16 protein-coding genes and 1 pseudogene are annotated in these 22,848 nt (G+C 51.4%); 13 read left to right on the forward strand and 4 right to left on the reverse strand.

The features are described from left to right. Positions 1–105: 105 nt before the first annotated feature. Genes PAEVO_RS24440 through PAEVO_RS24450 form a run of 3 tightly spaced genes read right to left on the reverse strand, consistent with a single transcriptional unit; the run spans position 106 to position 2,848 of the window. Positions 106–636, reverse strand: coding sequence for a chromate transporter (locus PAEVO_RS24440; RefSeq protein ID WP_100540101.1), 531 nt, complete (start codon positions 634–636; stop codon positions 106–108). 26 nt (positions 637–662) lie between these two features. Next, positions 663–1,310 (reverse strand): chromate transporter, encoded by a 648-nt coding sequence (locus PAEVO_RS24445; protein WP_100540102.1) that lies wholly within the window; start codon positions 1,308–1,310, stop codon positions 663–665. Then, positions 1,310–2,848, reverse strand: coding sequence for a sulfatase family protein (locus PAEVO_RS24450; protein WP_100540103.1), 1,539 nt, complete (start codon positions 2,846–2,848; stop codon positions 1,310–1,312). Before PAEVO_RS24450 ends, PAEVO_RS24445 begins: the two co-directional genes overlap by 1 nt. Before the next feature lie 125 nt (positions 2,849–2,973). Here PAEVO_RS24450 and PAEVO_RS24455 point away from each other — a divergent pair, with 125 nt between their 5' ends. The 10 genes and pseudogenes from PAEVO_RS24455 to PAEVO_RS24500 all read left to right on the forward strand — a co-directional run bounded on the left by PAEVO_RS24455 (position 2,974) and on the right by PAEVO_RS24500 (position 16,767). After that, complete coding sequence (locus PAEVO_RS24455) at positions 2,974–3,828, forward strand: AraC family transcriptional regulator (protein ID WP_100540255.1); 855 nt, start codon at positions 2,974–2,976, stop codon at positions 3,826–3,828. A 75-nt stretch (positions 3,829–3,903) separates the two neighbouring features. After that, complete coding sequence (locus PAEVO_RS24460; protein WP_100540104.1) at positions 3,904–5,703, forward strand: sensor histidine kinase; 1,800 nt, start codon at positions 3,904–3,906, stop codon at positions 5,701–5,703. A 4-nt stretch (positions 5,704–5,707) separates the two neighbouring features. Beyond that, the gene (locus PAEVO_RS24465; RefSeq protein ID WP_100540105.1) at positions 5,708–7,348 is read left to right on the forward strand and encodes a response regulator; all 1,641 of its coding nucleotides are present in this window, start codon (positions 5,708–5,710) and stop codon (positions 7,346–7,348) included. Between the two features lie 196 nt (positions 7,349–7,544). Then, entirely contained in the window at positions 7,545–9,116 is a 1,572-nt protein-coding gene (locus PAEVO_RS24470) for an extracellular solute-binding protein (RefSeq protein ID WP_100540106.1), read from the forward strand. A gap of 33 nt (positions 9,117–9,149) precedes the next feature. After that, the gene (locus tag PAEVO_RS24475; protein ID WP_100540107.1) at positions 9,150–10,112 is read left to right on the forward strand and encodes an ABC transporter permease; all 963 of its coding nucleotides are present in this window, start codon (positions 9,150–9,152) and stop codon (positions 10,110–10,112) included. A gap of 14 nt (positions 10,113–10,126) precedes the next feature. Further along, positions 10,127–11,020: a carbohydrate ABC transporter permease gene (locus tag PAEVO_RS24480; RefSeq protein ID WP_100540108.1), complete on the forward strand. Its 894-nt coding sequence runs from the start codon at positions 10,127–10,129 to the stop codon at positions 11,018–11,020. 51 nt (positions 11,021–11,071) lie between these two features. After that, the gene (locus tag PAEVO_RS24485) at positions 11,072–13,087 is read left to right on the forward strand and encodes an alpha-L-arabinofuranosidase C-terminal domain-containing protein (RefSeq protein WP_100540109.1); all 2,016 of its coding nucleotides are present in this window, start codon (positions 11,072–11,074) and stop codon (positions 13,085–13,087) included. Between the two features lie 232 nt (positions 13,088–13,319). Next, positions 13,320–13,817: pseudogene (locus PAEVO_RS24490) on the forward strand (pyridoxamine 5'-phosphate oxidase family protein). 506 nt (positions 13,818–14,323) lie between these two features. After that, positions 14,324–15,622 carry a hemolysin family protein gene (locus tag PAEVO_RS24495; protein ID WP_100540110.1) on the forward strand — a complete coding sequence of 433 codons (1,299 nt, stop codon included), beginning with the start codon at positions 14,324–14,326 and terminating at the stop codon, positions 15,620–15,622. Between the two features lie 77 nt (positions 15,623–15,699). Next, complete coding sequence (locus PAEVO_RS24500; protein ID WP_100540111.1) at positions 15,700–16,767, forward strand: hemolysin family protein; 1,068 nt, start codon at positions 15,700–15,702, stop codon at positions 16,765–16,767. A gap of 150 nt (positions 16,768–16,917) precedes the next feature. Here the strand turns inward: PAEVO_RS24500 and lacZ are convergent, their stop codons facing one another. Next, positions 16,918–20,037: a beta-galactosidase, LacZ type gene (lacZ, locus tag PAEVO_RS24505; protein WP_100540112.1), complete on the reverse strand. Its 3,120-nt coding sequence runs from the start codon at positions 20,035–20,037 to the stop codon at positions 16,918–16,920. Positions 20,038–20,315: 278 nt separating this feature from the next. Between lacZ and PAEVO_RS24510 the strand changes: the two genes are divergently transcribed. The 3 genes from PAEVO_RS24510 (at position 20,316) to PAEVO_RS24520 (ending at position 22,738) form a co-directional block, all read left to right on the forward strand. Further along, a complete protein-coding gene (locus PAEVO_RS24510; protein WP_100540113.1) occupies positions 20,316–20,909 on the forward strand; it encodes a TetR/AcrR family transcriptional regulator in 594 nt (197 codons plus the stop codon). 26 nt (positions 20,910–20,935) lie between these two features. After that, positions 20,936–21,715: an alpha/beta fold hydrolase gene (locus PAEVO_RS24515; protein WP_100540114.1), complete on the forward strand. Its 780-nt coding sequence runs from the start codon at positions 20,936–20,938 to the stop codon at positions 21,713–21,715. A 519-nt stretch (positions 21,716–22,234) separates the two neighbouring features. Then, positions 22,235–22,738, forward strand: a complete 504-nt coding sequence (locus PAEVO_RS24520; protein ID WP_207797532.1) for a GNAT family N-acetyltransferase — start codon at positions 22,235–22,237, stop codon at positions 22,736–22,738. The last annotated feature ends 110 nt before the right edge of the window (positions 22,739–22,848 follow it).

A 22,848-nucleotide genomic window follows, 5' to 3' on the forward strand; every position in this document is an offset into this window, starting at 1 on the left:
CGGACCACGCACCGTGCGCACGGGGAGCAGGGTGCACGACGTACAAGAAGGAGGACCGTTTGGGTATGCTGTTGAGCCGTCTGTTCCCGCCCCCCCTATTACAAATTAGAATAAAACAATGCCGGCAGCGCCGGCCATGAGAAGAATCAACAACGGGTGAAGTTTGTACTTCAGCAAGAGAAATAAACAGGCTCCGCAAATCAGCAGCGTAGGAATGAGGCCCCCGATGAGCCCTTCGCCCTCATCGGGATACCCAAAATGAATAGCTGCATATACAATGAGTCCTGTCGTTACGGGACGCAGGCCGTATAAAGAAGATTTTACCCATGGATTGCCCCGCATGCGATAGAAGAGGGCGGAGAGCAGCACGATGACAACCAGCGACGGCAGGATGATGCCCGCGGTGGAGACGGCGGCTCCGATATAGCCGGCCGACTGGTAGCCAATCAGCGTAGCGGCATTGGTGGCGATCGAACCGGGCGCCATGCCGGCCAGCGCCACGGTCTGCTGGAATTCCGCCGTAGTCAGCAGCCCTTTTTCCGCTACTTCCTTCTGAATGACCGGGATTACCGCATAACCGCCGCCAAAGGACACGAGGCCTACACTTATGAACATCATGAACAAGTCCCAATACATGTTTCAATCGCCCCGATTCGTTTCGCTCAAATGTAATATTCCAGTTCCGGGCAGCTGTTGATCCTTGCCTTCTTCTCTGTATTCGCTTGAAGGCCCAGCCGTTTTTTGATCTGAATGACGGCCATTCCGCATAGTAAGCTTAGCGCAATAAGATAGAGGGGGTGCACGCCTGTAAACAGCATCACGGATACGGTGGCAAGGGTGGATATCATTGTCGTCACATCGAAGACGGCATATTTGGCCATCCGGTAAGCAGCGACGGTGATCAACGCAATAACGGCGCCATGCATCCCCTTTAAAGCAGCTTCAACCTTGGGTTGATCCCGAAAAAAAACGGCACCTACGCTGATCAGGATCACGATCAAAAACGTGGGGCATGTCACGCCAAGCACGGCCGAAACAGCCCCGGCAATACCGGCCTGCCGGTGGCCGATCATCGCGGCAGCATTTACACCGACTCCGCCGGGAGCGGAACCGGCAAGCGAGATCAGCTCACCGATTTCCTCCTCGTTTACCCACTTTTTCTTGCTCACCACTTCGCGCTCAATTATGGGCAGCATCGCATATCCGCCTCCGAAGGTGGAGGGGCCGATGCGAAAGAAGGTCCAGAACAGCCGGGCCAGCAGCGTTAACCGTTCTTTCAGACTGCTAAAGTACACGTTTATCCTTTCCATTAGGCGTGATGAATTCTCGGCATCGGCATCGGCTCCTTGCCAAGCTCGGCCCAGATATACTTAAGCAGAAGCTCTGCCTTCAGCTGCTCGTACCCCGGGTCGTCCCATAAATTGCGCAGTTCGCCGGGATCCGCTTCAAGGTCAAAGAGCTCGCCGTAGGTTTGGTTGTAATAAACGGTGATTTTATAGCGCTGCTCGATGTACGTTTTTTGATGAATCGTCGTAGGCTCATGACGGAATTCGCAGAGCGCGTGCTGCCGCGCGGCGTCCGCGTTACCGAGCCACACATCCTTTTGGTCGATGCCCGTCATCGCTGGCGGTATCGGTATATTGCAGAAGGATAGAAAGGTAGGGGCCAGATCGACCAGGGACTGCATCGCATTTGTCCTTTTTCCGGCAGGCAACCGTCCTGGATATCGTGCAATGAATGGAAGCTTGATTAAATCCTCGTAATGGAACCCGCCCTTGGCTTGAAGGCCGTGCTGGCCGAAGAAATGTCCGTGATCAGTGGTGAAGACAACGATTGTATCCTCCGACAGTCCCAGTTCATCCAGTTTATCGAGAATGCTGCCGATATATTTATCCATCATGCTGATCATGCCGTAATACACGGCGACCAGCTTCTTCTTGTCGTACTCCGTTAACCTGGATTTCGAGCCGTATTCGTAATAATGATGGGAACGGTAGCCGTGAATGCCGAACCCGGTTTCAGCGAGATGGGAAAAATCCGGATCTTCTTCCTGCGTCAAGCGGAAGTGCGGCGGATTGCGGTCATGCTCACCAGGCGTCAGGGATGGGATCGTGAGTTGTTCCGGATCATACATCGAATCCCATGGTTCCGGCACCAGGTATTCCGGGTGCGGGTCGAAGAAGCTCGCCCACATAAAGAAGGGGTCATCCGCCTTTTTATATTGCTCCAAAAGAGAGTTGGTTCGCTCGGCGATCCAGGTATTGTAGTGGTATTTTTCCGGGATGGGCCAGGTGTACGTTTGGGTAGGATCCATAGTTCCCGTAGGCGGCAGGAAGTATTCCCGCCAATGGGCACATCCTTGCTCCTCCAGCCATAGGGCATAATGTTGTCCGACATGGGCCTCATTCGTATGGTTGCGGGCCAGCTCGACGTGATCGAATCCGTAAAAAGGACCGTGAAAATTCCGCCAATACTCCAAATCCTGAAGAATCGGGTAGGCCTCCACGGATGGGTAATCTTCCGTAGATTTCAACGGCTGGAAATGCGCTTTTCCCACCAGTGCGGTTCGATAGCCCGCGTCTTGGAAGCTCTCTCCCACGGTATGGCGGTCTTCCAGCAGCTTTGTCCCCAAGGTCCAGGCTCCATGCTGGCTCGGGTACTGCCCCGTAATGATGGAAGCCCGGCTCGGCGTGCAGGTCGGATTGGGGCAATATGCCCGATCGAACGTCGTTCCTTGACGTGCGAGGCGGTCCAGGTTCGGCGTAGAGATTTCAGGCTGAAATGCGCCGATTGTATTCCAATGCTGCTGATCGCTTGTGATTAGCAAAATGTTAGGTCTTCTCGACAAGTGTAATCCCCTCCTAGTATGATGATATTGGAAATAACGGGTTATAAAAATAGCGGGGTGTTATATTTTTATTGTCATTTTGTTATTCTTGATAGAAAAAATGAAGGAAGAGGAGGGGAGCCATGATGCAGGAATACGAATACGAATATGCGGAGTTCATCTATTATACGCCGGGATATTTGGATAAAGAGGAACAGATCTGGCCTGTCCGGGCCGGGCGAAGCATAGCCAAGCCCAATTACAGGGTCGGACCGAAACGAATCGAGTGTTACAGCCTGCATTTTGTACATGAAGGCAGGGTGCGGCTGGAGTTCGAAGACAAACGAGTGGATCTGCAGAAGAATGATCTGTTCTGCCTGTTTCCGGGTCGGACCTATTATTATCACCTGCTTCCCGCGGATACACCGCTTCAGATGAGCTGGTTGGCAGTGGACGGGAACAGGGTCAAGCCATTATTGGAGCTGGCGGGCTTATTCCCGGAAAGCCCGTTCGGCAAACAGATGATATCCTCTAAGGTCAAAGAATCCTCCGAACGCGTGATTGATGCCCTGGCCGCAGTCGAGCGCTGGAAACCGGCGGTATCGCTGGAGCTGCACGGCTTGATTTATGGGCTGCTCGCCGGGATGGTCCCGGATATGGCTTCCGCACAGCCGACGGAACTTGCAGGATGGATTCACGAGTGTTTGGATTATATGGAGCTGCATGCCACCGAGGGAATTTCCGTACAGCAGGTTGCCGAATTCGCGGGGGTGCATCGGTCGTACTTCTCCAATATGTTCACCCATCAGGTAGGAATGCCGCCATTAAAATACCTTCAGCGCATACGAATGGAAAAGGCAAAACGGTTGTTACAAGAAACGGACGCAACGATTACCGAGATTGCCTTGTCTCTCGGCTATCCGAATTTGTATTCGTTCACCAGGGCTTTCAAGATCTATTATAAGGTGCCTCCCATAACCATGCGCGGAGCTCAATGCTAACCGTACGGACGGCAACACGCTTTTGTAAACGTTTACGATCGATTTCTTCTGATTTGGAAAAAGGAGACACGCGCCATGAAACTCTCTACGATTCAAAGGTGGATATCACCCAGACGAAGTATTCAGGGGAAAATTTTCATTGCGTTCAGTGCGGTTACGCTCGTGTCCATCGTCTCCATTACGGTCATCGTGTATATGAGCATGCGCGAGACGATCATGCAAAATGCGATCACCTCGGTCTCGGACAGCATCAGGCAGGCGGATGAATCGCTGAATATGATGCTGGAAGAGATCGACCGGCTGAACACCGTCGTGGTGACCAACAAAAATACGGTGATTGACACCTTGCTGAGCCCTCATGAAGAAATTAGCTTTGAATGGTTTCAAGAGCAGAAACGGATCGATGAGTTTCTATCCGTTCTGATCGATTACAAGCCGTATATTTCACGGATTGCCGTGGTCGGTTTGAACGGCAAGGTGTTTTTCTCGGGTGGCCCGTGGCTGGACAAGACGGTTTTGGGGACCGGAATGATGGATTACATGCTCCAGAATGGATCGCGTCATGCGTATTTCAAGCAGACCGGGGTGTCGGATGCCATCACGGTCGGGCGGGAGATCCGGTATAACCGTGAACCGATCGGGGTTGTCATGGTGGATTTGAATTATGATTTCATCCAAAAAACATACGGCGTAAAGCCGACCACCGATAGCATGGTCTATGTTCTGGACAAGCAGGGCGGGTTTGTCTATGAGGCCGAATCGGCGCCATCCTTTGCCCCTTCGTTCGAGAAGATCCTCAGCATCCATGGGGAGCTCGCAGGGAATGGGGATGCCATCAAGCAAACCATTGACGGCAGAGACTACATCGTCGTCAGCCGCCAATCCGGTTATACGGGATGGACCACCCTGGCTCTGATACCGATGGATTCGCTGCTTAGCGAATCGACAAGGCTCCGTAAATTGTTGGCGGAGGTATCGGTTATCGTCTTTATTGTTGTCCTGATCGGTTCGCTGCAGGTATCTTCCCGAATCACCCTCAACATCCGGAGGTTGAAATCCCTGATGATGTTCGTGAAGGAAGGGAATCTGACGTTCCCGAGAAAGGAAATCAAAGGCGAGGACGAGACAGGGGAGCTTTACCGCGTCTTTATCAGCATGGTGGAGGAATTGAAGCGGCTGCTGGAAGGGATACGGGTCAGCGAGAAGGAGAAGCGGGAGGCCGAGCTAACGGCGCTTCAGGCACAAATTCACCCCCATTTTTTATACAATTCGCTCAACACCATCAAGTATTTGGCCAAGATGAACGGCGTGCCGAATATCGAAGAGGTGTCGGGATCGCTGATTGAGCTCATGCGCGGCGTTCTGGGCAATTCGAGCGAATTTCTGACGGTGAGGGAGGAGCTGGATTATGTTGAACGCTATATCTCGATCATGAAGTACAGGTATATGGAGCCGATCCGAATGGTTACCCAGATCGAGGACGACGTTTTGCTGGAATGCCGGGTGCTGAAGCTGATGCTGCAGCCCCTTGTGGAGAATGCCATCATTCATGGAATCGGAGCAATGGAGCAGGAAGGGCTCGTGCTGATTCGCGTGTGCGATGAGGGCAGCGACCTGAAGATTGAAGTGATTGACAATGGCAAGGGCATAACGGAAGGGCAAATGGCGCACCTGCCGGGCGAGACGGGCAAGAAGGGAGAAACCTCCCGTTTTAGCGGAATGGGCGTGCGCAGCGTGCATGAGCGGATCGTTCACATGTACGGCGATTCGTACGGCGTCAAGTTGTACAGTGAACCCGGTTTATATACGAAGGCGGAGATCCGGCTTCCGAAAAAAATGGAGAGTACGGACAAATCCCGACAAGAGGTGATATAAAGCTATGTTTCAAGTGCTGCTCGTTGATGATGAGCCGCTCGTGCGGCATGATCTGCGAACGTTATTGGACTGGAATGAGCATGGATTCGAATTATGCGGCCAAGCGCATAATGGATTAATGGCCTTGGCCATGATTGAGCAGTCTCCCCCGCATATTGCGATTATTGACGTGAATATGCCCGAAATGAACGGCGTAGAGCTCAACCGGGCGATTAAAGAACGATTTCCACTTATTCAGACGATTATGCTCAGCAGCTATGATGATTATGACTACGTGCGGGAGTGTCTGAAGAACGGCTCCATCGATTATCTGTTGAAGCATCGGCTGGACGGTGCAGCGCTGGTCACCCTGTTGAACAAAGCGGTCCTGGAGTTGCGGCAGGAGGATCGGTTGGATGAACGCATGGCTCACGAGGCCGTGGCCGAGAGGCTGAATCCCGTGCTGATTCGCGATTATATCGTGTATCTCGCTAGCGGGCGGAAGGATGCAACCATGGAGGTTGAGGCTTTTTCACAAAAAAATCGCCTGTACACCCACGCGTTAAGCTATGCGGCAGCGGCTGTGCAGATTGTTCCGTTCCTGCTGCTGACGGAGTCATACAGCGACGTGCAAACGAACCGACTGGTTCAGCAGGTAGTCGATATCATGCAGCAGAGTTTGGGCGATATTCAGGAGCGGACGGCGGCTTACGTGGAGGATGGAAGGTTTATTGTCGTGTTTGCGTTCGAGGAGCGGAGCGAACATGCCATAAAGAACGAGATAGCCGGACAGATGAGAAAGCTTCAGCATGCGATTGAGCTGTTCCTTAATTTAAAATGCGTGGTCTCCGTCGGACATGTATGCACCAGCCTGTCTCAACTCGGCTCAAGTTATAGCTCCGCTGAGCGGGTGCTCGATGCTTCCACGGCGGAGTCGACCGGAAGCAGTGCCGCTCCAAGAATACCGGGCCGGGCCGGCGGACTTGCTGGCGGAAACCCTCAGCGCGTATCTTTGACGATCGAGGAACACAAACAGCTTCTGCTTTCGATTGAGAGGCTGGACGTCGAAGACGTGCACGGGTTAATCTCCTCCATCTTTGCTTCGATCCGCCATCTGCCGATCCATTCGCATACGGTCCAGATGATCGTCAGCGAGCTCATGTTAACCGGGGATAAGGCATGGAAGACATGGATGCCATCTGCGGAAAATGCGAAGGAGAAGCTTCCTTCAAGAAGCGAGCTCGGAAGAATCGGCAGTGTTGGGGAGTTAGTGTTATGGCTGCAATCCTACTATGCAGGCTTGCTTGGCCTGCTGAAGCAGCACCGTGCAGCGGGTCCGTATTCCCGGCATGTCACGCAGGCCGTTCATTTTATTCTGGAGAGGTATCCGGGTTATGTCACGCTGGAGCTTGCCGCCGGCGCAATCGGCCTGAACTCTTCTTATTTAAGCAGAATCTTCAAGGAAGAGACGCAGCGGACGTTCTCGGAGTATCTGAATCGGGTACGGATCGATGCAGGGCGGAAGCTGCTGGAGAGCGGCAAATACTCGATCAAGGAAATCAGCAATCAAGTGGGTTTTACGACCCATAACTATTTTTTCAAAGTATTCAAGGAAATAACGGGGGTAACCCCGCAGGAGTATTTGAACCGCTTGGGAAGAGGATAGGCTAAAAAACCCAGTATTCGGATCGGCAGGAGACCGTGCAGGGAACCCGCCTTTCAAGAACCGTAAAATATGTGGAGTAAATGGTCATATTTTTGTAATGGGCCGTCTTGAAGGGTGGATTATAATAATCACACACCAGGCGGTAAACGCTTACAAACGCGCTTGGTGAATGAAGAGATATGGGGGTCGCTTATTTATGCGTAAACGCTGGGGAAGAAACGCGGTCATCACGATGCTCGCTTCCAGCTTGATGCTGGCCGGATGCAGTTCCGATGGAGGTTCGAAGAAAGAAGCTGCGCCCGAAGGTACAGAGAATGTCGTTCATGCTACAGGGTTTCCGATTGTAGAGCAGCCCGTGGATCTCAAGATGTTCACCCGGATTGCACCCGTGAACGGTCCGTTCAAAGAGATGCCGGTGTTTCAGGATTACGAGAAATTAAGCAATGTGAAGGTCGAATTCATTGAAGCGCCGACGGACGGTTTCCAAGAGAAGAAAAATCTGTTGTTTGCCTCCAACGAGCTGCCGGATGCCTTGTTCCGTTCCGGCCTATCGCCGCTGGAAGCCGTTCGCTACGGATCGGCAGGCCAGTTGATTCCGCTGGAAGGCCTTATCGATGAATATGCGCCGAATTTAAAAAATTTGATGGAGCAATATCCCGAAATTCGCTCAGGCATCACGACGCCGGAGGGGCATATTTATGCGGTTCCGGGCATTGTAACGCTGGGCGCGGCGCGGACGGATAAGAAATGGATCAACCAGATGTGGCTGGAGAAGCTGAATCTGGAGGTGCCGGAGACGACGGACGAACTGTACGAGGTGCTGCTTGCCTTCCGCGACGGGGACCCGAACGGCAACGGGAAGCAGGATGAAATTCCGATGACGGCCCGAGTCGGATTGGCGGTCGTTGCCGCGATGAGCGGCTCATTCGGTCTGGATACGCAGCTCGGATACAACATCAATATCGAAAATGACAAAGTGAGCATCTGGATGGGGAGCGACAAGAATAAAGAGATGCTGATGTATTTGAACAAGCTTTACAAGGAAAAGCTTTTGGACCCTGAGATATTCTCGCACACCGAAGCGCAATATTTGGCCAAGCAGGGGTCGGGAAATGCAGGATTCTTCTTTGACCAGACCAACAATAACTTCTTGTCGATCCAGGACCAATATACCGGAATTGCGCCTCCGGCCGGCCCGAACGGAGATCGGATGCAGAGCCAGGCCTTGCCGATTGCGCGGGATTTTGGAGCCTTTGCCATCACGTCCATTAATAAATACCCGGAAGTCACGATGCGCTGGATCGACTATTTCTATAGCGACGAAGGATCGACACTTCTGAGGTTCGGCAGGGAAGGGGAACATTATGAACTCAAGGACGGGATTCCGTTCTATACAGAAGATTTCCTGAAGGATATCAGCAATCAGGCCAAAAACACGCCTTACGCCGGGGGAGGGGCACCTCATCTCATCAGTGAGCAGGTTGCTTCTTTCATCAATCCGCCGCAGGTACAGGAGGCGCAGCAGAAGCTGGATCCGTTCATGCCGAAGGTTCGTTATGCGGCTCCGATGTTTGACGAGCAAACCGCGCAGCAGGTCAACATTCTGCGCAACGACATCGACAAATATTATGAAGAGCAAAGCACGAAATTCATTGTTGGCGCGCTTAGCTTCGACAAGTGGGGAGAATTCCAATCCACGCTCAAGAAGATGAAAGTAGACGAGCTGGAGAAATTGTATCAGGATGCCTATGACAAGATGCAGAAATAATGCTGCTACATCATGGATAAGGAGTGGATGCCCATGAAGCGTGTCAAAGCTGATACATCAATGGCTCTGCCTCGAAGCGATTCGAGGCGGGGTTCCCGCCTTTTAAGGCAAATGGCCAAGCGATATGACCTGTATCTCATGCTGCTTCTGCCAGTCATCTGGTATCTGGTCTTTCATTATGGCCCGTTGTACGGGCTGCAAATCGCGTTTAAAAATTTTAATCCGGCAAAAGGTATCCTCGGCAGCAGCTGGGAGGGCTTCGGGCATTTCGAACGCTTCTTTGATTCGTATTATTTTTGGCGGCTGCTGTGGAATACGCTGTCCATCAATTTGTTTTCCTTGTTGATCGCCTTCCCGATTCCGATCTTGCTGGCGTTGATCATCAATGAAATACGCAACAAGACTTTCAGCAAATGGCTGCAGAACATTACGTACATTCCGCATTTTATTTCGGTGGTCGTGATCGTGGGCATTCTGAACGTGTTCCTCTCGCCCAATAGCGGTCCGATCAATCTGTTGATTGAGGCCGTCGGCGGTACGCCGATTCGTTTTCTTGAGGAAGCCGGCTGGTTCAAGACCATCTTTATCGGCTCTAACATATGGCAGAACATGGGGTGGCAGTCCATTATCTATATTGCGGCGCTCAGCGGGGTGAACCCGCAGCTCTACGAGGCGGCCAAGATGGACGGGGCGTCGAGGCTGCGGCGCATCTGGCATATCTCTTTGCCGGGAATCGCGCCTGTCGTTATCATTTTGCTTATTTTGGATATCGGCCATTTCATGAACATTGGCTTTGAGAAAATATTGTTGATGCAGAACAACTTGAATCTGGAATCGAGCGACGTCATTTCCACGTTTGTCTACACGACAGGCATTTTAAAGGGAGAATACAGCTACACGGCAGCAATCGGGCTGTTTAATTCGGTCATCAATCTGATCCTGCTGCTGTTCGTGAACCGGGTTGCGCGCAAGACGTCGGAGACAAGCTTATGGTAAAGGGGGGACGTGCCATGTCCAAGCCGTCGACAGTAAAAGAGGCCGCGAATGAACGGGTATTCGATGTCATCATATATGCGATCGCCGCGATCATTATCGTCATTGTGCTGTACCCGTTGATTTTTATTGTCAGCGCTTCGTTCAGTGATCCGACAAGGGTATTGAACGGCGAGGTTTGGCTGCTGCCGAAAAGCGTAACGCTGGATGCTTACACGAATATTTTGCAGAACGAAAAGATTTGGACGGGATATCGCAACACGATTTTCTATACGATCGTTGGCACAGTGATGAATATTGTGATGACGATTTTGGCGGCCTACCCGTTATCGAGGCCTGACCTTCCGGGGCGTAATGCGATCATGGTGTTTATCACGCTGACGATGTTCTTCAGCGGGGGCTTGATTCCAACGTATCTGCTGGTCAAGGATTTGGGAATGGTCGATACGATGTGGGCGCTGATTGTCCCCGGCGCCATTGCGACTTACAATCTGATCGTGATGAGGACCTATTTCCAATCGAGTATTCCCTGGGAGCTGCAGGAGGCCGCCCATATCGACGGCTGCTCCAATTGGAGGCTGCTTTTCAGTATCATTCTGCCTTTATCCAAGCCGATCCTGGCCGTCATGGTGTTGTTCTATGCGGTCGGCCACTGGAATTCGTTCTTTAATGCACTCATATACATCCGAAACGAAGATCTGCACCCGCTTCAGCTTGTGCTGCGCGAAATTCTGCTGATCAGCCAATCCGATGCCGTGGACGGCAGCGTTGGACTGGAGGATAAAATTTTGCTTGCCGAAAGCATCAAATACGCGGTCATTATCGTCTCCAGTTTACCTGTCCTGCTGATGTATCCGTTCGTGCAGCGGCATTTCGTTAAAGGCGTCATGATTGGCTCGATTAAAGGGTGATGCCGACATGATTGCACGGCTCAGCCTAAAATTCCATGGGAGGTTATATTCTTGAATACGAACGCAACGATTACCATTGATTGCAGCCGCAAGAGCGAGCATGAGATTAATCCGTATCTGTTCGGTCATTTTGTGGAGGATATCCGGGACCATATGGAGGCGATGCTCGCGTTTCCGCTGAAGGACATGGATTTTGAAAGCGATGCAGAAACGAAGACACCGGTATCGGGAAGCTGGCGCGCCTATACCAACGGGCGAAACACCGGGTACGCGATGGAAGCCCCGGCACCCCGACATTCGGGACGCGCCCAGCGCATCCGCATCCTGAGCGATGACGAAGCCTATGCCGGCATTGCGCAGAAAGCGGCATTAAAGGGTCCGATGAAGTATACGGTCCGGCTTGTTGCCCGCGCTTCCATTGAGCTTCAATACGTAACGGTCGATGCCGTGGACCGGCGCACGGAAGAAACGCTTGGACAGCTTCGCATAGAGCTGGCAAGCCACAACTGGCAGGAATACGAGGGAGAGCTCTCCATAACACGCGCTTGCAGCGATGCCGAGATCCGGGTGTATGTTCCGGCCGAGCATCCAAGGTGGATCGACCACGTATCCACCGGCATGCTCTGGATCGATCACGTGTCCCTGCTGCCGAACGATAGCATCGCCATGGTGAAGCGTGAAGTGATCGAGATGACAAGAGAGCTGAATGCGGGCATGATGAGGCTCGCAGGCAATTATATCAGCGCTTACCATTGGGAGCATGGCATCGGCCCGGTCCTGGAGAGACCGGTCATGTACAACGAGGCTTGGGGAGGATGGACCAGCAAATATTTCGGCACGGACGAATTCATCCGCTTTTGCCGCGAGCTGCAGGTGGAGCCCCTGATTTGCGTGAACGACGGATCGGGCACCCCTGAAGAAGCCGCACAGTGGATCGAATACTGCAACGGAAGCGCGGATACGCCGATGGGGGCTTTACGTGCCCAAAACGGCTTCCCTGAGCCGTATAACGTCAAGTATTGGGAAATCGGTAACGAAGTATGGGGCCAATGGCAGGTCGGCACTTGTACAGCAGAACGGTTTGGCGAGCGGACGATATCGTTTGCCAAGGCCATGAAGGAGGCGGACGCTTCCATCGTGCTGCTGGCCTGCGGTCATTACGACCAGGAATGGAACCGGACCGTGTTGGACCTGGCAGGCGAGTATATGGATTATTTGACACTGCATTTGTATCACGGCTACGGACCTTTCGGCATGAACCGCGAAACGCCGGAGGAGGAACGCTATAAGGCGATTGCCTCTTATCCCGAGTGGACCCGGCACCATATCCGTCAGACGACAGAGCTGATTGAGTCCAAGGCGAAGCACAGCCACGTGAAGCTGGCGATCACCGAATATAACACGATGTACTATCCGAATACGGTGCGAAAAGGGCTGCCGAACGAGCACACGTTAGGAGCCGCGGTGGCTAATGCCGCCAACCTGAACGAAATGATTCGCTGCAGCGACATGGTGCATATCGGCAGCTTCTCCGATCTTGTTAATGGCTGGCTCGGAGGATGCATCCGGGTCGGGGACTACTATGCGGATCAGTATTGCGGCAAGGAGCCCGGATGGAGCGGGCTTCCGCTCACGATATACGGGACGCCGACCTATGAAGTGTTAAAGCTTTACGCGAATCGGGATGTCCGGCGTATTCTCCCCGTCCAAGCGGAATGCGGAACTTTCTCCGTGGCATCAAGCAAGAAGACGCCGATGGAGCTTGATGCGCTTCCGGACCTGGACGTTGCGGCCGGGACGAATGGCGACGGCAGCAAAGTCACCGTATTTATCGTGAACCGAAGTCTGGAGGAGGTAAGGGCCGTACTGGATTTGCAGGCCTTCGAGGCTTCCGGGGAAACGATTCTTTATGAGATCACCGGCAATTCTTACGATGATATTAACTCCGTATTCCAGCCGGATCATATTGTGTGCAAAGAAAGCAGGGTGCCGGCAGAGGCATGGCGCCAAGGTTACAACTTGAGGCCTTCATCCGTTTACGCACTTGAATTCAAAGCGAGTGTATAGTGGCGGAAGGTACAGAGGAATGATGTAAGCTCCATAACAAATCGTTGCACCAAAAAAGTCGGACTGCGCTGGCAGTTTCCGGCTTTTTGTGGTGCAGGTGGATGGTTCAGGTTCTACATAAAGTCATGAGTGAATGATCCTGCAAAGAAAAACGGAGTCTTACATGATTCATCGTTTAACTTATTTTGGGGAAGTGTAAATAGAGACTAAACACAAGGATGGGGTGATTGAGATGTCAAACGAAACCGTAGTGAACCAGGAAGCGGTCGAGACCGTGAAGGATATTATCAAGGATATCGAAACGGCGATGTTCTCCACGATATCGGAGGGCGGGATCAATTCCAGACCGATGCAAACGCAGGATATCTAATTCGACGGCGATTTGTGGTTCTTAACGAAGAGGGATACCAGCAAATACCAAGAAATTATGGCCAATCCCAACGTCAATGTCGCTTATGTCGGCAAATCCTATGTATCGATTCGGGGAACGGCCGAAGTCGTGGATGACCTTGAGCGGAAAAAGGCGCTTTGGAATGCGGCATATGAGAAGTTTCTGCAAACGTCCTACGACGATCCCAACATGATTCTGATCAAGGTGGATACAGATACTGCGGAGTATTGGGAAACCGGAAACAAAACGAAAACGGTCAAAGCCTTCTTCAAGAAAATGGTGGGCCAAGAGCCGAAGGGTGACTCGGATATAAACAAAACCGTAGATCTCCATGGATAACGAAATTACGTAACAAGCTGATGGAAAAACCGCAGGATCCAGTCACGATCCTGCGGTTTTTTCCTGTAAGTTGAATCAGCCTGCACGGATCCCACCAGACGAATGCCATTATGGTTATGAATGGATGAACAATAGATGAAGCGTACATTTTAATACATAACAGGGCATATTTAGTACCACGTAGGAATATACCTCATCAAACAAGTGAGAATTATGTGAATTCGTGCTGGAACCCGCCCTCAAACCATAACGTGCAACTGGATGGTTTGAGGGCTGCCATGATATAATTTTTTCATGAATATGAAAAATAGATTCCTGGAGAGGAGGTAGTACATTGGGAAGGCGTTATTGCAAATGGATCAAATTGCGGAATTAGGCAGTAATATTTTCTTCGGCGAACTACCTCTTTTTCATGGAAATATCGTATATAGACATGACCTGTTCAGATGCATAACCTATGGCCTTTAATTCAATCTGGAGGTGAATCCCTCTGAAGAGGGAAATCATTGGACATTATTACCATCACTAATTTAATCATACTTGCCATACTGATTGCGTTGACCGCTTTTTTCGTAGCGTCCGAGTTTGCTGTCGTTAAAATCCGCATGTCGAGGATCGATCAATTGATAACGGAAGGAAACAAAAAGGCGGTTGTTGCCAAAAAGGTAGCCGGGGATCTTGATTACTATCTCTCGGCCTGCCAGCTCGGCATTACAGTGACGGCGCTCGGGCTCGGGGCCATCGGCAAGCCGGCCGTTGAACGTTTCATGTACCCGGTATTCGATTGGTTTGACGTATCGGCTTCAACGGCCTCGATTGCCTCTTACGCCATTGCGTTCATTCTCGTGACCTTTTTGCATGTCGTGGTGGGGGAGATGGCGCCCAAGACCTTGGCTATTCAATTCTCGGAAAAGATGACGCTGCTCCTTGCAGCCCCGCTGTATTGGTTCGGAAAGCTGATGTATCCGTTCATTTGGGCGTTAAATGGAGCCTCGCGCGTGCTGCTTCGTTTGTTCGGCGTGAAACCTGCGCCGCATGAGCAGGCCTACTCGGAAGAGGAACTGCGCATTGTCATGGCACAGAGCTTTCAGGGCGGCGAGATCAATGAGACCAAGCTGGCTTACATGGAAAACGTATTTTCGTTTGATGAGCGTGTGGCCAAAGACATTATGGTACCGAGAACGGATCTGATCACCCTGGATAAAGGCATGAAACACCCGGACATCGTCCGTATCCTGGATGAGCACAACTATACGCGGTATCCTGTCATCGAGGATGGCAGCAAGGATCGGGTGGTTGGCGTCGTCAACGTGAAAAAGATGCTGCCCCACATCGTGGCCGGACGAGACCGCAAGCTGGAAGAATTCGTTCGGGATCTCCCGGTCGTCCTTGAAATTACGCCGATCCAGGATGCCATGCTGAAGATGCAGCAGGAGCAGATGCATATGGCTTTGGTGATTGATGAATACGGCGGTACGGCGGGGATTCTGACCCTGGAGGATATCTTGGAAGAGATTGTCGGGGAAATTCGCGACGAATTTGATGAAGATGAAGTAGCGGATATCCGCATGATCGGTGAACGCGAATACCTGATAAGCGGACGGGTTCTCTTGGAGGAGCTTGAGAAGCGCTTCGGCTTGGTATTCGAGAATAACGAGGAGATGGATACGATCGGCGGCTGGATACAGTATCAGAAAGGCACGACGGCTCAAGACGGCGATGAGATCCAGCATGGCGAGCATGTATGGGCCGTAGCCGAAACGGACAATTTCCAGATCAAACACGTCATTCTCAGACACGGGTGATCAAGGGCATAGCGTGATCCCGTGCACATTCAGACCATAACTTTTTTGGAGGTGAATCCCTCGCCAGAGGGAAATCATTGGACGGAATAATCGTGTTAAATTTATTTTTGGTAGCCGTGTTTATAGGATTGACTGCATTTTTCGTGGGCGCCGAATTCGCCATATTGAAGGTGCGGCTGTCCCAGATCGATCAATTGATCGCAGAGGGGAATAAACGGGCGGTCACGGCCAGGAAGGTAGCCCATGAGCTGGATTACTACTTGTCCGCTTGCCAGCTTGGAATCACCATTACGGCCCTCGTGCTCGGCGCGCTGGGCGAACCGACCGTCGAAAGAATGCTGCACCCGCTGTTTGAACGATTCGACGTGCCGGCGGCGGTGGCAACGGTACTCTCTTATGCCATTGCCCTTGGGATCATTACGTTCCTGCACGTTGTCATCGGGGAACTGGCACCTAAAACACTTGCGATCCAATTTGCCGAGAAAATGACGTTACTGCTGGCACCTCCCTTGTATTGGTTTGGGAAGATCATGTATCCGTTTATCTATGCACTGAATGGAGCTTCACGTCTGCTGCTTCGATTATTCGGCGTAAAGCCCGCAGGGCATGAAACGGTCCATTCCGAAGAGGAATTGAAGTGGATCGTGGATCAGAGCTACGAGAGCGGCGAAATTAACCAAACCGAGATGGGGTATTTGACCAATATATTTGCTTTTGAGGAGCGCACCTTGCGGGAAATCATGGTCCCGAGAGATCGCATCGTCACGGTAGAACGAGGGTGGCCCCTTGCCAATATCCTGGAAGTTCTCGGGGAGTACGACTATACCCGTTACCCGGTGACGGAAGCGGGACGCACGGAGGATTTCATCGGGTTTATCCATACCAAGGAGATGCTGACGGGCATAGCGGCCGGAAGAAACTGCAGCGTGAATGACTTTATTCATGACATGCCGCGTTTTCCGGAATCGTCTTCGATCAAGGACGTCCTGATCAAGATGCAGCAAATCCGTGTGCATATGGCTGTTGTCGCGAACGAATCCGGCGCGGCGATCGGGCTGGTGACGATGGAGGATATTCTGGAGGAAATCGTGGGCGACATTCGGGACGAATCGGATCGTCACGAGCTGCAGGGTGCACAGGCCTAAGCGATGGCGAACTAGCATCGGGCACGATCTAAGAATAGGAAAATGCTCTTTAGCTACCCATCCGGTGGCGAGAGAGCATGATCTTGAATCATGGAAAGAGCAGCTTCTAATCTTAGAAGCTGCTCTTTGTATTTGTTTTATAGAGGGGTTTTAGCGTGCTGCCCCCATCGTAAAGCCGAAGCTGTACGTACGGTTGGAAGGCAGCGTAAATTCTTCGTGGATCGGCGCTCCCCAGCTGTCGTCACCGCCTACGCCCATTTGCTTATAGTTAATGCGGAGGACGGTTTTATCGCTTGGCGGGAGCTTGTACATATGGTCGCTGTCCTCGAGTTCATCCGGCGTCCACGGCAGGGCGCATACCTCCATGAGGGAGGAGCTTTCGAATCGTAGACCTTCCCCGCCGCTCCCTTCGGTGAGACTCGCGAAGCGGACATCCGTTTTGTTCCCGCATTCTTGAGGTCTTAGATAAGGAACGAACTGATCGGCTGCTTTTCCCGTGTATCGACCGATTTTGGCTCCCGACTTCCGGTCCCAATAATTATCATGCGGCCCCCGCCCATACCAGCTGAGCATATCGAGACTTTCATCCAGCAAGAACAGCATGCCGATTTCCGGAATGTCTGGCAAGCCGCTGCCCGGGACAAAGGTTTCTTGCACGCGGATGGTCCCATCCGGGAAGATTCGATACTCCAGAGTCAAGCCGGATACGGGATGGGTCTCAATCTGATAGTGACTGGAGACCACGACGGCAAGACCTTCCGTATGCCAGCGCAGAGCCAGCAGCTTCCGCTGATCATGGGCCGTTCTCCATACGCCGCAGCGTTCGGGGAGCCGGTTGCCCAGATCGTTATCGGTGACGGCCCGCCAGAAATTCGGTCTGGCCGGTGCGAGCAGGTATTCCTTGCCGGATTGCGCGTAAGATGTCAGATCGCCGGTGCCAAGGTGGAAGCGTAACGAAACGGCAGGGCCCGAGATGAGAAGCTCTTCACCTGACTCGGTAACTTCCAGAGCCTGCGCTTTTGCAAGAGTGTCTGTTTCCGGTTGGTTCGCCGCTATATAGGTCGTTAGCGCGAACTGCTCCCAAGCCTCTTCATGCCCCGCTGGTGCCCACTTGGTGCTCTCCTTCCGAACGAGGGAGACGGTGAGAATCGCTTCTTTTCCATCGTCCTTTATAGGGGAATACGGAATCTTGATTTCGGAATGGTCACCAGGCTGGAGCGAGAGCTGGAGCGTGCCGGATTGGCTTTCTTCTCCGTTCAGTTGGATCTCCCATTTTACAAGATACGAATCGAGATTGGTAAACAAGAAACGGTTGCTGACCCGAATCCGGCCTGCGGCAGGGTCCAAACATTCAAACTTGACGTTCTGGTAGCATTTTTTTACTTCGTCCAGCTTGGGGGTTTTGCTGCGGTCCGCGAAGATCAGGCCGTTTCCGCTGAAGTTGCCGTCATGCGGCGTTTCGTTGAAGTCTCCGCCATACGCTAAATATTCGATTCCGTCCGCCGTTTGGGTGCGGATCGCTTGATCGATCCAGTCCCATATAAAAGCTCCCTGCAAAATGTCGTACCTCTCAAACAGCTCCCAATACAGGTGAAGCCCGCCGCAGGAATTGCCCATCGCGTGACTGTACTCGCAAATGATATAAGGCTTGTCCGGGTTGCTGTTGGCATATTTCTCTACATCCTGCGGTTTTGCATACATGGTGGATTCCATGTCGCTGGCCGCTTCGGACGCCCTGTAATGAAAGATTCCCTCGTAATGAACCAGCCGCGACGGATCGGCCTCCTTCAGAAAATCGTGCATCGCAATGAAGTTGTCGCCTCCGAACGATTCATTGCCAAGCGACCAGATGATGACGGAGGGGTGATTCTTGTCCCGTTGAAACATCGAATTGCAGCGGTCCAATACGTTGTCGCGCCACTCGAGCTTGCTGCCGGGCACCGTTTCTTCCAGCTCCTGCTGTCCATACGTCCAGGTTCCGTGCGTCTCCAGATTCGTTTCATCGATGACATATAAACCGTATTCATCGCAGAGGTCATACCATACGGATTGATTCGGGTAATGGGAGGTCCGTACCGCATTAATGTTATGCGTCTTCATCAGCTCAATATCGGTGATCATGTCTTCACGGCTAAGCGCCCGCCCGGTATCCGGGGAGAATTCATGCCGGTTCACGCCTTTGAACAGAATGCGCTGACCGTTGATTCGCATCAGCCCGTCCTTCAGCTCGAAGCAGCGGAAACCCGTACGGCAGCTTACGGCTCCGCGGCAAACTCCGTCCGTATCCTTCAATGCCAGAACGACGGTGTACAAATAAGGTGATTCCGCGCTCCATTTTTGGGGCTCGGGAACGTCCATGCTCAGGGTGAAGCTGCCCTCATCGATAATGTAATCCGCTATGGTGAGTGCTTGTTTCTTGACCAGCTGACGGTCCTGATCGTATAGAAGCGCCTCAAGCTGAAGCTTGTCCTTTTCGATGGTTTCATTAAAGTAATTCGTAACGGTTGCATTGATCTGCAGCTCGGCATTCCGGTATTCGTCATCAAGAACCGAGCGCACGAAGAAATCGGAGATATGGATGGCAGGGACGGAATAGAGGTAGACTTCGCGGAAGATCCCGCTCAGCCTCCAGAAATCCTGGTCCTCCAGCCAGCTCGCGTCGCACCATCGGTAAACCTCAACAGCCAATTTGTTCTTGCCCTCGATCAGATAGGGTGTAATGTCGAATTCGGCCGGCGTAAACGTATCCTCGCTGTATCCGACCATCTCGCCGTTCACCCATACATAGAAAGCGGATTCAACACCTTGGAAGCTAATATAAACGGGCTGTTCCTTCCATGTGTCCGGAACCGTGAATTCACGGATGTAGGAGCCTACGGGATTGTATCTCGTTGGCGCGAAGGGGGCTTTTAATTCAGGCTCCAATTCGGACCAGGGGTATCTAACATTCGTATATTGAGGATAGTCATAGCCTTGAAGCTGCCAATGGGAAGGGACGGGCATATCGGCCCAACTGCCGGAATCATAATCGGCCTCGTAGAAATTTTGGATGCGCTTGTCAGGGGTTTCGGCAAATGCAAACTTCCATATCCCGTTCAATGACTGATACCAAGGGGACATGGAGCGGGCATGGTTCAACGCCTCAGACTCCGACGGAAACGTCATCATGTAAGCATGGGCTTTGTGACGGTTTAGCTGATAAATATTCGGATTATTATTCCATTCGGGATAACCGTTTGCAGGTGCCTGGTAAATGAATTTGGTATGCAATGGGTTCAGCTCCTCCTAGATTATGGTTTCCTTCTACTGTCAGTATAGAGGTTAATTCGGTCCAAGAGTATAAGGAAGTTGCGTTTTTCTATTAAAAACGACAGCCGGATTACACACCAGAGCGGTCAGCAGAGGTGAACAGAGCCTTTTTGCAGGAGTCAGGCCGTATCTTGATGTGCGTGTTCGCCTTCAAGCATTTCACAGTTTACATTGGAGAAGGTTTATGAAACAATGGTTAGTAAATGATCATTCACTAACTGGAGAGAGGAGATTACGTTATGGTAAGACCTCGCGAATTCCAAGATGAGGCTATCTTCTACGGTGTCTACCGGGCACTGTGCAAAAAAGGCTACGGTCAAGCAGCATTAACCGACATCACGCATGAAGTGAATATTTCGCCGGCAGCCCTAATGAAGCGATTCGGTTCGAAGAAGAATTTGTTCCTGGCCTACAGCGATTATGTTATTGAATTAACCAGGCATGCCTTTCAGGAGGCCAGCTTAACCGATCAATCCAGAATTGATGCATTAAAGGCCGTGTTTCGGGATGCGGTTTTACATATGAAAGATCCTGTTGAATTGGCTAACCATACTTCCTTCTATCTGGAAGGGACGAATGATCCGGATTTGTTGGAGAAGACCCGGTACCGGCTGCAGCTGATCGATGAGTTTACCCGGCAGATGCTGAACCAGGCGATTATGAACAAAGAAATCGCTGGATGCGACGTCGCTATGGTTAGCAGGGTACTGCAAGCCGCGATTAGCGGCGCCATGATGATCTGGATTAAAGAATCAAACCGGGCGTTGGACGAACTGTTTGATGAGTGCTTTCAGGTGATATTCGATCCGTTATTGAATGTCGGTACGTCATAATTTCAATTTAGCAAGGAGGATTCGTTATGCCGATTTTCAAAGGAAGGGAAGTCGAATTGTACTATGAAGTAAAGGGAGAAGGAAAACCGCTGGTTTTTACGCATGGGGCCTCATGGAATCATAAACAATGGCGACAGCAAGTCGATTATTTCTCCCGTCAGTATCAAACCGTGGTGTGGGATGTTCGGGGACATGGTTCGTCTTCCTTACCGGACGGAAAAGTGGATTCGGAGGATTTCAGCAGGGATCTGGCGGATTTGCTAAGCGGACTGGGCATTGAAAAAGCGATTCTTTGCGGGCTGTCCCTGGGCGGGCATATTTCGCTGCAAACTGCCGTTCGCCATCCAGACAAGGTCGCAGCCCTTGTACTGATCGGTACGCCGTTCACGAATGCGTTCAATTGGTATGAGCGAATGTTCGTGCCGCTCAATCGCTGGTCAAGCTACTTGATGCCGATGTCCTTATCGGGAAAAATGCAGGGGAAAATGCTATCCAAGTATAACAAGGGCAATCAAGCTTATATAGAGAAAGCCTTTCGTTCCATCCCGCATTCCAACTGGGTTCGGATATGGGATGCGGTGACCCGGATGGACAGCACGCAGGATCTGCATAAGATTCATTGTCCAACCTTGCTTCTTCAAGGAGAGAGCGACACGATGATCCGAAGGCAGCAGGAGTACATGCAGGAGAGAATTGCGAATTCGCGATTAAAAATCATCCGGAACGCTCACCATGCAACGAATTTGGATAACCCGGATGAAGTCCATGAAGCCATCGCTTCATTTCTGACGGAGAACGCGTTGTAGACTTATACCGGAAGAGGGGTTTAAAGCTTGACGCTTTGATCTGGGGATAGGTATAATATGTAAAACCTACTTTAAGGAGAGATTTGTTGTTCTTAACTTTGTTTGAACCATAGGTCGGAAGAACGCTTGACTTGACATAGCCGTAGACAGGCTAGGTTTCATTCAAGATGCATTCTTCGGGGAAATATGGTGGAGCTAAGAACTGCGGAGATCAAGGAAGCCTTGGGTAGACTATCCTATTTGCGTCTTGGATCCGCGTTGTTTCTGCAGCGCGGATTTTTTATTAGATTATTGAAATTGTACGTTTTCAGCGAAGCTGAACCATTCGATAATCACAAGAAAAACTTCATCTAAACGCGGTCTGTCCTCTATGAAGTGCAAATCGATGGATGTTTTTCTTATGGATGCAATTAGCACGTAGACTTCATATAGAGGCGGAGAATGACTCGAGTTCATTTTCCGTCTTTTTATGTTTTCTAATAGAAATAATCAAAATCTTGAGAAGGACAGGTGAACCACATTATGGAACTGGAAACTAAGCGTTTACTGCTTAGAACATTGGATCTGGATTTGATCGGCGCGGCGGCGCGCCGAGATCCGAAGGCATTCGAGGATTTAGGATACCATAGCAACGGCGAATGGCCGGGACCCGACTTTTATGAGGCATTGCCTTTTTTCCGGGAGTTGTTGATCAAGAATCATGGCACTCGGGGCTTTGACTCATGGATTATCGTCGACAAAGCCACGCGCGATATTGTTGGCGGCATCGGATTCCTGGGAGAGCCTGATCCGGAGGGCAGAATCGAAATCGGCTTTGCCACCAATCCAAGCCATCAGCGGCAAGGGTACTGTCATGAAGCGGCGCAAAAACTATTGGATTGGGCTTCGCGTCAGCGGGACGTCAAATCCATCATCGCCAGATGCGAACCTGGGAATGCGGCTTCTCAGCATGTTTTGCTTAAACTGGGATTCCGGAAGAGTCATGAGGATTCGGAATTCATACACTGGATATATCCGAACTAAAGCGGGGAGCGGCGATCGGTGATCGGTGATCCCCTTCATTGACACCCCAAAATAGGGTTGCTACAATTTTAAGTATATATCCATCGGAATACAAGGGTTAGCAAGGAGGG

It is taken from the genome of Paenibacillus sp. GM2FR (assembly GCF_002803325.1).
Lineage (GTDB): Bacteria > Bacillota > Bacilli > Paenibacillales > Paenibacillaceae > Paenibacillus_AQ > Paenibacillus_AQ lautus.

Coding starts and splice junctions, on each gene's coding strand:
- PAEVO_RS24465 (WP_100540105.1), top strand. CDS start 5,708: ATGTTTCAAGTGCTGCTCGTTGATGATGAGCCGCTCGTGCGGCATGAT.
- PAEVO_RS24460 (WP_100540104.1), top strand. CDS start 3,904: ATGAAACTCTCTACGATTCAAAGGTGGATATCACCCAGACGAAGTATT.
- PAEVO_RS24475 (WP_100540107.1), top strand. CDS start 9,150: ATGAAGCGTGTCAAAGCTGATACATCAATGGCTCTGCCTCGAAGCGAT.
- PAEVO_RS24480 (WP_100540108.1), top strand. CDS start 10,127: ATGTCCAAGCCGTCGACAGTAAAAGAGGCCGCGAATGAACGGGTATTC.
- PAEVO_RS24470 (WP_100540106.1), top strand. CDS start 7,545: ATGCGTAAACGCTGGGGAAGAAACGCGGTCATCACGATGCTCGCTTCC.
- PAEVO_RS24455 (WP_100540255.1), top strand. CDS start 2,974: ATGCAGGAATACGAATACGAATATGCGGAGTTCATCTATTATACGCCG.
- PAEVO_RS24510 (WP_100540113.1), top strand. CDS start 20,316: ATGGTAAGACCTCGCGAATTCCAAGATGAGGCTATCTTCTACGGTGTC.
- PAEVO_RS24445 (WP_100540102.1), bottom strand. CDS start 1,310: ATGGAAAGGATAAACGTGTACTTTAGCAGTCTGAAAGAACGGTTAACG.
- PAEVO_RS24515 (WP_100540114.1), top strand. CDS start 20,936: ATGCCGATTTTCAAAGGAAGGGAAGTCGAATTGTACTATGAAGTAAAG.
- PAEVO_RS24440 (WP_100540101.1), bottom strand. CDS start 636: ATGTATTGGGACTTGTTCATGATGTTCATAAGTGTAGGCCTCGTGTCC.